Raw genomic sequence first — 11,342 nt, 5'->3', positions numbered from 1 at the left:
TTAGCTAAAGGAGAGGGCTCGTCTAAAAAGAAAGCTCAACAAATGGCAGCTAAAGAGTGTTTAATAAAATTAGGAGAGATATATGAGTAAAAAAATATAATACCAATTTTTGTACCTCATGAAGGCTGTCCAAATGATTGTGTTTTTTGTAATCAGAGAAAGATTACTGGTATTTCTACGTCTATAACTGAAAAAGATATTAGAGATACTATCGAAACATATTCATCATATTTTAAAAATGATAATAAATTTGAAATTGCCCTCTACGGAGGGTCTTTTACTGCAATTGACATAGACACACAAGAGTGGATTTTAAAGTTAATAAATAAATATATTGAACCGAATAGATTTGATTCAATTAGATTGTCTACAAGACCTGATGCAATAGATGAAAAAAAGATTGAATTTATTAAAAAAATATAATGTTAAAACGATAGAATTAGGCGTACAGAGTTTAGATAAAGATGTACTTCGACTTTCAAAACGTGGTCATAGTGTAGCGTCAGTTTATAAGTCGGCTGAGCTTATAAAAAAGTTTGGATTTGAACTTGGTTTACAACAGATGTTAGGCCTATATGGGGATGAACTTGAAAAAAGTATATATACAGCAGAAGAATTTATTAAAATAAATCCTAAATTTGTGCGAATATATCCTACACTTGTAATAAAAGATACAGAATTAGAGATGTTATATAACTCTGGGCTTTATACTCCACAAAGTGTTGAAGAAGCTGTAAGTTGGATAAAGAAATTATTGCCTATGTACACTAAAGCTGGCATAGAAGTTATACGAGTGGGGTTACAACCTACTGACAACATCCAATTAGGGAAAGATGTTGTGGCAGGGCCTTTCCATCCGGCTATAAGACAATTAGTTGAAAGCGAATTGATAACTGAACAGATAATAAAGTTATTAGAACTTGAAAATGTCAATAGTATAAAAGTTGTTGCCTCAGGAAGAAATATTTCGTTGATAGCTGGAAATAAAGGTGTAGGCAAAAAACATTTAATAGAAGCTCTAAATTTAGAAAATGTAGAAATGAAGATAGATAATAATTTAAATGATATGATTCAAATATCTTTTAATGAAAATATTATATCTTTTAAGGCTGGTGAGTAAATGATTTTAAAATCCATATACATACAAGGATTTAAATCTTTTTAAATAAACTAAAATTGATTTTAATAATTCAATAACAGCTATAGTTGGACCAAATGGAAGCGGGAAAAGTAATATAACTGATGCAATTATTTGGGTTTTAGGAGAAACTTCTATTAAGAATCTTAGAGGAAGTAAGATGGAGGATGTAATTTTCTCTGGAACTGACAAACGAAAAGCTACAGGATTTGCAGAAGTTAGTATAGTTTTTGACAATTCAGATGGAAGTATTCCTCTTGATTTTAGAGAAGTACAGATAACAAGAAGAATGTATCGATCTTTAGAGTCTGATTTCTTAATAAATGGCACTAAATGTAGATTAAAAGATATAAGAGAACTATTTCTAGATACTGGTATAGGAAAAGATGGATATTCACTTATCAGTCAAGGTCAGATAGATAGAATTTTAAGCAATAAACCTGATGAGAGAAGACAGATATTTGAAGAAGCAGCTGGTGTTTCAAAGTTTAAATTAAGAAAACACGAAAGTGAATTAAAATTAAAGAGGACTAAGGAAAATATACTTAGACTAAATGATATTTTATCTGAGCTTGAATCAAGAGAAAAAGATTTAAAAAAGCTTCTGAAGATGCAACTATTTATTTAGAAAAAAGTAAAGAACTTAAAAGATTGGAAATAAATTTAGCAGCCTATGAACTTGTAGACTTAGATAAAAAAGTTGGCGAAGCTGAGCAGGAATTAACAGAGAATGAACAAAATTTATCTTATGTTATCAAAAATATAGAAGAGTTTAAAGCAAAAATAGAAAATATTTCTTTAGAGAGTGAAAAAACTGAAGAAGAAGCAGAACTTGTCAGAAATGAACTAAAGGAATTTGAATTAAATATTCAAAGAGAAAAGTCTGAACTTGATGTTGTATTAGTGAAGTTGGAAAACTATACTAAAAATTTAGAAAATGATAAAAACTTGTTAAAAGAATTAGAAGATTCTTCAGTAAAAGCTGATTCTAGAATTTTAGAGTTAGAAAAAGATAAATCAGAATATGAGTTTAAAATTGAAGAATTAAAAACTGAACAAAATGATTTTGTCAAAAAAATATATGATTTATCAGTTGAGCTTAAAAACAAAGAAGAAGAAATAAATTCATATAATGTTGGAATAAAAAATATAGAAAATGAATTGTCAGCAATAAATTCAAAATTAAGTATTTTGAATGTTATGAAGTCTGAAAAAAATAGTAGGCTTGACAATATTAAAGAAAATTTAAAAACTTTATATTCTAACAATGAAGAAATTGAAGAATTAAGAGAAAGTGCTGAGAAAAAATATAACTCTATTAAAGAAAATTTGGATGCTCTTAGAAAAAAATCGGAAGTAAGTAAAAGAGAAAGAGAAAAGGCGAACAGCGAAGTAATTTCTAATTATAATAGTTTGCAAGAGTTGCAAAAGAAGATTTCTCATACAGAAGCACAATATACAGCCCTTAAAAATTTAAATAATTCTTTTGAAGGTTACAACAAAAGTGTAAAAAGCCTTATGAATATCACCAAACGAGGTGATTTTGAGCAAGAGATAGTAGGACCTGTTGCAGAGAATTTTAAAGTAAAAAAGAATATGAAACAGCCATATCTGTTGCATTGGGTGGAGCTTTACAGAATATAATTGTAGATAAATTAAACTCTGCTAAAAAAATAATAGAATACTTAAACACTAAAAAGATGGGTAGAGTAACTTTTTTACCTATTGATAGTATGAAGTTTAAATCATCTGGTGACGTTCCAAAAGATAGTAATATATTGGGATTAGGTTACGAGCTTATAGAATTTAAACCTGAATTTGAAAATATATTTAAAAATCTATTGGGAAGAACTTTGGTTGTTAAAGATTTTGTTTCAGGGACAACTATTGCTAAACAGTTTGGGGCTCGGTATAGAGTTGTAACTTTAAGAGGGGACAGTTTTAATATAGGTGGCTCTGTAACTGGAGGAAGCTTAAATAAATTTAGTTCTGAAATAATATCTAGAAAAAATGAATTAGATGACTTACAAAAACAAATTTCGAATTTATCAAATTCTGAAAAGCAGCTTGAGAGTCAATATGATAAATCTAAACAGAATTTAAAAAGTATTGATGAAGAGATTAATTCAGATCTAAAAGAAGAATTGGCTTTAAGCCAAGAGATAATAAAAGTTGAAAATAATTTATCTGGATTGACAAATTCTGTTAAATCAAACCAAATTTATATTGAAAAATATAAAAGTGAAGAAGCTGAACTTACAAAACAGATAGAAGAAGATAAACTTACATTTGAAGAATTATCAAATAATAAGGAAAGACTTAACCAAAAAATTAATGAGACAAATTCTGATATAAGTGATGAAAAGTTTGAGAATTTAAAAGAAGATTTAGAAAAATTAAAAGAGAAAAAATTTCAATTAACACTTACCATAAATGATTTTGTTTCAAAGATAACTTCAATTAAGAGTGAAATAGAATTTATAAAAACTTCAGAACATAATGCTCAGATAAATCGAGATAATATAAAAAATAGTATTATTAATGCTAATTTAGAAATAGAAAGACTTAATCAAAAAATATCGACTTCAAATATAGATATTGAGGCAATAAATAATTCAAAATCTGAAATTGAAAATAGAGTTTTTTTAGTTGAAGAAAAAAGAAAGAAAAATAATTTAGAATTAAAAGCTAACAGACAAGAGTTGGAAAATTATCAAGAAAAGCGTATTGTCCTAGAATCAGAAATAGCTAAAATTGGTTCCAAAATAGATAGAGTTAAGGATAGAATTTCTATAATAAAAGAGCATATTTTTGAAACTTATGGGATAGTTGAATTTGATGATGTACCAGAAGATTCTAAAGTTTCTAAGTCAAAAATTAATGAACTAAAACGAGAAATTGAAAGTTTGGGAAATGTAAATCTTGGAGCAGTTGAAGAATACCAGCTACTTGTTGAAAGACTGGGATTTACTAAAGAACAAATTGATGATATGCTTGAATCGCAAAAAGAAATAGAGCAGATAATATCTAAACTAGAGTCAGAAATGAAAGTTTTATTTTCTAATACTTTTAATAAGGTCTCCAAATATTTTGAAGAAATTTTCAAGATATTGTTTAATGGAGGAAGAGCTAAAATTGAATTGGAAGATACTGCATTAGAAGGTGGGATAGAAATAAAAGCTGAGCCGCCTGGGAAAAAATTGCAATCACTATCTTTGTTATCGGGGGGAGAGAGAGCTCTTACTGCTGTGGCACTTTTATTTGCATTGTTAAAAGTTAGACCAGCTCCGTTTTGTATACTAGATGAGATAGATGCAGCATTAGATGATGCAAATATAAAAAAATATGCTGATTATTTAATGACATTGGAAGATATTCAATTTATAATTATTACACATAGAAAATTAACCATGGAAATAGCAAATGTTTTATATGGTGTTACTATGGAGGAAAAAGGTATTAGCAAAATAATTTCTGTTAAACTCGATTAGGGGGGAACTATGTTTAAATGGATAAAAGATAAATTTAAGGGGAATAAAGCTGAAAATATTGAAGAAATAGATTTAAAAGAAGATATAGTTGAAAATATTGATGAGTCTATTGAAGAAAATACAGAAGAAGTAGGTATAGATTCTGTAGATGAAACTTCTAATTTTATTGCAATTGAAGATTATAAAGAAGAGATAGAAGAACCAACCTCGGTAGATGATTTAAATGAAGTTTTAGAAGAAGTAGAAGAAAAACCTAAATTTAATTTATTCAAAAAATTAAAAGATGGTCTTTCTAAAACAAGACAAGAGATGACTGTAAAGATAAACACTATTTTGGGAGCCTATGTAAAAATAGATGATGAATTATTAGAAGATTTGGAAGATATATTAATTTCGGCTGATATAGGTATGGAAACTACGATGAAATTAATTGACAATCTTAGAGAAACTATAATTCAAGAAAAAATAAATGACCCTAGTAAAGTCATTCCTCTATTAAAAGAAGAAATTAAAAAATTATGAATCCTGACTTAGATTCTACAATAGAAACGTCTAACCAAACTGTTATATTAGTTATAGGGGTAAATGGAGTTGGTAAAACTACTACAATAGGTAAGTTATCTTCAAAATTGAAAAGCGAAGGCAAGAGTGTTCTCATTGCAGCGGCAGATACTTTTAGAGCGGCAGCAATAGATCAATTAAAAACTTGGGGAGATAGGGCTAATGTAGATGTAATAAGTCATTCAGAAGGTGCTGACCCGGCAGCTGTAATATATGATGGAATAAGTGCTGCAAAATCAAGAAATATAGATGTATTGATTTGTGATACTGCTGGTAGACTTCATAACAAAGCTAACTTAATGAAAGAATTAGAAAAAATAAATAAAATTATCTCTAGAGATTTTTCAAATGCAAAAAGGGAAACACTTTTAGTACTAGATGCGACTACAGGGCAAAATGCACTTAGCCAAGCTAAGTTATTTAAAGAAGTTGCAGATATAACTGGGATTGTTTTAACTAAACTTGATGGTACAGCAAAAGGTGGAGTAGTAATAGCACTACAAAGTGAGTTGGGCATACCTATAAAGTTAGTAGGTGTCGGAGAAAAAATAGAAGATTTACAAAAGTTTGAAATGGGTTCATTTATTGATGCCATTTTAGAGTGAGGCGCAATATGTTCAGTAGACCATCTAGAATTGAAATAGATTTAGATAAACTTGAAAGAAATATAGAAGCTATAAGAAGTCATATACCTGAATCAACTAAGATTATAGCTATAGTCAAAAGTAACGCTTATAGCATGGGAGATGTCGAAATAGTAAGGCATTTAATAGAAATTGGTGTTTATAATTTTGCAGTAGCGGCTATGTCAGAGGGAATTAGAATAAGACGGGAATTTAAAAATGTAGAAATATTAGTATTAGGATATACACCAGAATATCTATACGAAAGTTCAATAAGAAATAATTTGACTTTCACAGTGTATAGCTATGATACAGCTAAAAAGATAAATGAAGTATCCAAAAAAATTGGAATGACTACTAATATTCATATAAAGATAGACACAGGGATGAATCGTTTAGGATTCAAACCAACAGATGCAAGTTTAGCTGAAATAGAAAATATTTCAAAACTACCTAATACAAATATAACTGGTATTTTTTCTCATTTTGCTGATGCAGAAGAGAATCTGGAATTTACAAAGAACCAGTTTTCAAAATTTATTGATTTTACAGAGAGATTAGAAGCTAAAGGTATTGAGCTTGGTATGAAACATATAAATAATACAGGTGGGGTATTTTCGTATCCAGAATATTCATTAGATGCCGTTAGACCTGGTATAGCCATATATGGAACTCATGATGGGAATATAGAAGAAGCATTAAATTTTGGATTAGAATTTATCGCCAGTATAAAATCTGAAGTTGCTCATGTAAAAACGATTCAAAAAGGTGAGGGTGTTAGTTATGGCTTAGTATTTAAAGCTGAAAAGCCAACTAAGGTAGCTACTATACCAATAGGTTATTCAGATGGACTTTTAAGAGCTATGTCAGGTAAGATAGAAGTGCTTATTAAAGGGAAAAGATGTCGCCAAATAGGAGTTATATGTATGGATCAATTGATGGTCGATGTAACTGGAATAGAATGTGAAGTTGGCGATGAGGTAGTATTGGTTGGAGAGCAAGGTTCTGAAAAAATTTGGTTAAATGAATATTCAGAAGCTGCAGAAGAATGTAATACACCATTTTTAACACATTTGAGTCCTAGACTTTGCAGAGTATATACTAAAGATGGAAATATAATAAAATCTACAGATGAAATATTAAATTAAATGATTAACTCCTTTTAATTAAGCTCGTTAGAATGAAAATAAAAGGAGTTTTTTATTGTTTATTTTATATCAATTTTCTATAAAAAAATATATATTTTTTCAATTAATATTATAAGTATAATTTGAATTATATTTTGTTAATAAAAATCTTTAGAATTGTTGAGTTTTAAGTATTAAAAATAAATATTTATCCAAATTTAAGATTTTGAAATATTGCAATTTAGGATTGAATTAATTTTAATAGGGTCAAAAAAATAACTTGACACTATATAGCTAAGAGTGTATACTAAACAAGGTCAATAAGAAAACTTGACCCAAAGGTGATAATATGATTGAAATTGAAAATGTGTTAGAAATAAATATGCTGTTGGATTTTTATTCTAAGCTCCTAACTGAAAAGCAAGAGAAAGCTATATCTATGTATTATGAAGATGATTTTTCGCTGAATGAAATAGCTGAAACATTGAATATTACAAAACAAGCTGTTTCTGACAACATTAAAAGAGCTGTACAAAATTTAGAGCATTATGAAAAGATTTTAGGTCTTGTAGAAAATTACAATAAGTCTATAAGTAGAAAAGAAAAGTTGTTAAATTTACTTGAAAACTTAAAGAATTCATCTAGTGATTTAAATTTAGAAATGTTCAATGAAATTATTTCCTTAATAAATGATGAGGAGGTTCAAAATGGTATTTGAATCACTTTCCGAAAAGTTACAAAATACATTGTCTAAATTGACAGGAAAGGGTAGACTAACTGAGAAAGACATAGATGCTGCCATGCGTGAAGTAAAGCTTGCACTTTTGGAAGCAGATGTAAATTTCAAAGTAGTTAAGGACTTCATCAAAAAAGTTAAAGAACGTTCTTTAGGACAAGATGTTCTTGAAAGTTTAACTCCAGGACAACAAGTAATAAAGATAGTAAATGAAGAACTAAAAAACATGATGGGAACTGGAGAGTCTAAGTTAGATTTATCTAAAAAGCCTACAGTAATTATGATGTGTGGTCTTCAAGGTGCTGGTAAAACTACAACTTCAGCAAAACTTGCTAAGTTGATTAAAAAATCAGGCAATAGACCTTTATTGGTAGCATGTGATGTATATAGACCTGCGGCAATAAAACAGTTACAGGTTGTTGGAGAAAGTGTGGATGTTCCTGTATATACAATGGGGGATAAAATAAGCCCTGTAGATATAGCGAAAGCTGCATTGGAGCATGCGAAGAGAAATCAAAATGACGTCGTTATAATAGATACAGCCGGTAGACTTCATATTGATGAAGACTTGATGGAAGAATTAAAGGAAATTGATAAAGGGACTAATCCTTCTGAAATTTTACTTGTATTAGATTCTATGACAGGACAAGATGCAGTAAATGTAGCTGAGTCTTTTGACAAACTATTAAAGCTTACAGGTGTTGTTCTCACTAAGTTAGATGGTGATACTAGAGGTGGGGCTGCTTTATCAATAAGAGCGGTTACAGATGTACCTATAAAGTATATTGCGATGGGGGAAAAACTTGACCAACTTGAAGTGTTCCACCCAGATAGAATGGCTTCTAGAATACTTGGAATGGGAGATGTTTTATCTCTTATAGAAAAAGCCCAAGCTAATGTAGATGAGAAGAAGGCTAAGGAACTTGAAGAAAAGTTGAGGACACAAACTTTTACATTAGATGATTTCTTAGACCAAATGGAACAAATGAAAAATATGGGACCTCTCGAAGATTTGCTAGGAATGATACCGGGAGTAAATAGTAGAGCTTTAAAAGGTATTAATTTTGACGGAAAAGAATTTTCAAGAGTTGAAGCTATTATAAAATCTATGACAAAAGAGGAACGAACAAAACCTGAAATAATCGATTCTTCAAGAAGAAAGAGAATAGCTGCAGGCAGTGGGACTGATGCTGTAGAGGTAAATAGGCTTTTAAAACAGTTTAAAGAAATTAAAAAAATGATGAAGCAATTTGGAAATTTAGGCAAGGCGATGAAGAAGAAAAAATTTAGAATGCCTTTTCCGTTTTAGTGTTAAAAATTTATTTATATAAATTTAATTTGATTATGGAGGTGAATTATGGCAGTTAAAATAAGACTAAGAAGAATGGGAGCTAAAAAATCTCCTTTTTATAGAATAGTTGTAGCTGATTCTCGTAGTCCGAGAGATGGTAAGTTCATAGAGGAAATTGGTTATTACAATCCTTTAACTGAACCTAAAAAAGTAGTTGTTGATGCAGAAAGAGTAAACAGCTGGATAGCAAATGGTGCGAAGCCTACTGATACAGTGGACAGACTATTTAGAGAAAACAGCATTTACGCAGAAAAAAAGAATGTTTCAGAAGAAGCAAAAGTAGATGCAGAGTAATCTCTGATGGAGGTTCAAATGGTTGAATTAGTTGAATACATTGCTAAGTCTTTAGTTGATAATCCAGATAGTATCAAGTTGGAATCAAAAGAAAATGATGAACAAATTGATATATCTCTGTACGTTTTGCAAAGTGATATGGGCAAAGTTATAGGAAGACAAGGTAAGATCGCTAAGGCAATAAGAGGTGTCTTAAAAGCAGTATCACTAAAAGAAAATAAGAGGGTCAATTTAGAAATTGAAGAACTTGAATAATTATACGGTAATAGGGCAAATAATTAACACCAGAGGGATTAAAGGCGAACTTAAAGTTTTGCCTTTGACAAGTAGAAATGAAAGATTTAATAATCTTGAAAATGTCTATATTGGTGATGATTTAATGCATCAAAAAATAAGAAAAGTACAAGTTACAGAAAGATTTGTGTATTTATTTTTCGATGGGTTAAATAATATTAACGATGTCGAAAAATTTAAAACTTGTTATATATATGTAAGTGATGAAGATAAAATTGAACTTGAAGAAGGCGAATATTTTATATCTGATATCATTGGGTGTGAGGTTTATAAAACTGACGGACAATTGGTCGGTGAGGTTGTAGACCTTATTGAAAATCCTGCAAATGACGTATATGTTGTCAATGGAGATAAAGAATATTTAATCCCACAAGTTTCTGAATTTGTAAAAGATATAGATGTTAAATCTAAAAAAATTATAATAGAACCTATTGAAGGAATGTTAGAGTGAAATTTAGTATTTTAACTTTATTTCCTGAGTTTTTTGAAATTTTAGAAAACTATAGTATAATTTCAAGGGCTATCAAAGAAAAACAAATTGATCTTAAAACAGTAAATATCAGAGATTTTTCTGAAAATAAACATCATAAAGTTGATGATTATCCATATGGTGGCGGTCCGGGCATGTTAATGCAAGTTCCTCCAATTAAAAAAGCTATTAATTCGGTTAAGACGTCTAATAGTAAGGTGATATATTTGTCAGCCCAAGGAAGTGTACTAAACCAAAAAAAATTGGTAGACCTTTCTAAAGAAGAACATTTAATTTTATTAAATGGACATTATGAGGGAATTGACAATCGTGTCATTGAAAATTATGTAGATGAAGAAATTTCCATAGGAGATTATGTTTTAACGGGTGGAGAAATGGCATCTATGGTGTTGATTGATGGTATAACTAGATTACTTCCAGGAGTTTTATCAAGTAGTGAAAGCTACAGTGATGAATCACATTATCGAGGTATTTTAGAGTATCCACAATATACAAGACCTCAAAATTTTGAAGGTTTTGAAGTACCAGAGGTTTTATTAAGTGGAAATCATAAACTAATTGAAGACTATAGACGAAGAGAAGCTCTAAAAAACACTCTTTTGAAGCGACCAGATCTTTTAAAAGAAGAAATATTAACTTCAGAAGAATTGGATATATTAAATGATTTAAAAAAGGACATATGACGAGAGGAGGGCAATATGGACATTATAAGAGCAATAGAAGCTGAACAATTAAGAGATGATCTTCCATCTTTTAACGTTGGAGATACAGTTCAAGTTCACTATAGAATAATTGAAGGTTCAAGAGAAAGAGTTCAAGCTTTCGAAGGAACTGTTATAAAGATTCAAGGAAAAAGTTCAAGAAAAACTTTTACTGTTAGAAGAATTTCTTATGGTATAGGAGTTGAAAGAACTTTCCTTATGAATACTCCAAGAATTGCAAAATTAGTTGTAGTTCGTAGAGGTAAAGTTAGACGTTCTAAACTTTATTACTTAAGAGATAGACAAGGTAAAGCAGCTAAAGTTAAAGAAAAGAATAACTATTAATTAAAACTCAGGATCGGAAGATTCTGAGTTTTTTGTAGTATGACGGGCATGCTGTCAGTCTGTGGTGAAAGTCCACAAGAGGCGTAGTTGCCGACAAACTCCATAGTGATTCCCAAGGTTTGCATCGTGAGATGTAGGCGAGAAGAAGGAATAGCAAAATATATAACCAATCCCTATTGGTGATACTTTTT

At 29.8% G+C, this 11,342-nt stretch carries 15 protein-coding genes; all 15 read left to right on the top strand.

What is annotated here, in order from left to right:
• Positions 1 to 96: 96 nt before the first annotated feature.
• Positions 97 to 423 (top strand): radical SAM protein, encoded by a 327-nt coding sequence (locus HMPREF9129_RS12395; protein ID WP_306424719.1) that lies wholly within the window; start codon positions 97 to 99, stop codon positions 421 to 423.
• Complete coding sequence (locus tag HMPREF9129_RS06445; protein WP_004821684.1) at positions 389 to 1,120, top strand: radical SAM protein; 732 nt, start codon at positions 389 to 391, stop codon at positions 1,118 to 1,120. The genes HMPREF9129_RS12395 and HMPREF9129_RS06445 overlap by 35 nt, the downstream gene beginning before the upstream one ends.
• 55 nt (positions 1,121 to 1,175) lie before the next feature.
• Positions 1,176 to 1,766, top strand: coding sequence for an AAA family ATPase (locus HMPREF9129_RS10680; protein ID WP_083827183.1), 591 nt, complete (start codon positions 1,176 to 1,178; stop codon positions 1,764 to 1,766).
• Positions 1,767 to 1,789: 23 nt separating this feature from the next.
• Positions 1,790 to 2,782 (top strand): coiled-coil domain-containing protein, encoded by a 993-nt coding sequence (locus tag HMPREF9129_RS10675; RefSeq protein ID WP_004821681.1) that lies wholly within the window; start codon positions 1,790 to 1,792, stop codon positions 2,780 to 2,782.
• Entirely contained in the window at positions 2,758 to 4,629 is a 1,872-nt protein-coding gene (locus tag HMPREF9129_RS10670; protein ID WP_004821680.1) for an SMC hinge domain-related protein, read from the top strand. Before HMPREF9129_RS10675 ends, HMPREF9129_RS10670 begins: the two co-directional genes overlap by 25 nt.
• 9 nt (positions 4,630 to 4,638) lie before the next feature.
• Positions 4,639 to 5,151, top strand: a complete 513-nt coding sequence (locus HMPREF9129_RS12680) for a signal recognition particle receptor subunit alpha (RefSeq protein WP_004821678.1) — start codon at positions 4,639 to 4,641, stop codon at positions 5,149 to 5,151.
• Positions 5,148 to 5,795: a signal recognition particle-docking protein FtsY gene (gene ftsY / locus HMPREF9129_RS12675; protein WP_004821676.1), complete on the top strand. Its 648-nt coding sequence runs from the start codon at positions 5,148 to 5,150 to the stop codon at positions 5,793 to 5,795. The genes HMPREF9129_RS12680 and ftsY overlap by 4 nt, the downstream gene beginning before the upstream one ends.
• A gap of 8 nt (positions 5,796 to 5,803) precedes the next feature.
• The gene (alr, locus tag HMPREF9129_RS06430; protein WP_004821675.1) at positions 5,804 to 6,961 is read left to right on the top strand and encodes an alanine racemase; all 1,158 of its coding nucleotides are present in this window, start codon (positions 5,804 to 5,806) and stop codon (positions 6,959 to 6,961) included.
• Between the two features lie 328 nt (positions 6,962 to 7,289).
• A complete protein-coding gene (gene ylxM / locus HMPREF9129_RS06425; protein ID WP_004821673.1) occupies positions 7,290 to 7,658 on the top strand; it encodes a YlxM family DNA-binding protein in 369 nt (122 codons plus the stop codon).
• Entirely contained in the window at positions 7,648 to 8,985 is a 1,338-nt protein-coding gene (gene ffh / locus HMPREF9129_RS06420; RefSeq protein WP_004821671.1) for a signal recognition particle protein, read from the top strand. The genes ylxM and ffh overlap by 11 nt, the downstream gene beginning before the upstream one ends.
• Positions 8,986 to 9,033: 48 nt before the next feature.
• Positions 9,034 to 9,321, top strand: a complete 288-nt coding sequence (gene rpsP, locus HMPREF9129_RS06415) for a 30S ribosomal protein S16 (RefSeq protein WP_004821669.1) — start codon at positions 9,034 to 9,036, stop codon at positions 9,319 to 9,321.
• Positions 9,322 to 9,339: 18 nt separating this feature from the next.
• Positions 9,340 to 9,576, top strand: coding sequence for a KH domain-containing protein (locus HMPREF9129_RS06410; protein WP_040552696.1), 237 nt, complete (start codon positions 9,340 to 9,342; stop codon positions 9,574 to 9,576).
• The gene (gene rimM, locus HMPREF9129_RS06405; protein WP_004821665.1) at positions 9,569 to 10,066 is read left to right on the top strand and encodes a ribosome maturation factor RimM; all 498 of its coding nucleotides are present in this window, start codon (positions 9,569 to 9,571) and stop codon (positions 10,064 to 10,066) included. Before HMPREF9129_RS06410 ends, rimM begins: the two co-directional genes overlap by 8 nt.
• Positions 10,063 to 10,788: a tRNA (guanosine(37)-N1)-methyltransferase TrmD gene (gene trmD, locus HMPREF9129_RS06400; RefSeq protein ID WP_004821664.1), complete on the top strand. Its 726-nt coding sequence runs from the start codon at positions 10,063 to 10,065 to the stop codon at positions 10,786 to 10,788. Before rimM ends, trmD begins: the two co-directional genes overlap by 4 nt.
• Before the next feature lie 15 nt (positions 10,789 to 10,803).
• Positions 10,804 to 11,151: a 50S ribosomal protein L19 gene (rplS, locus tag HMPREF9129_RS06395; RefSeq protein WP_004821663.1), complete on the top strand. Its 348-nt coding sequence runs from the start codon at positions 10,804 to 10,806 to the stop codon at positions 11,149 to 11,151.
• The last annotated feature ends 191 nt before the right edge of the window (positions 11,152 to 11,342 follow it).

The sequence above is a fragment of the Peptoniphilus indolicus ATCC 29427 genome, from assembly GCF_000227315.1.
In the GTDB taxonomy this organism is placed as follows: Bacteria; Bacillota; Clostridia; order Tissierellales; family Peptoniphilaceae; genus Peptoniphilus; species Peptoniphilus indolicus.
Note: the sequence above shows the minus strand (reverse complement) of the source record. Positions and strands in the feature narration are given on the sequence as shown.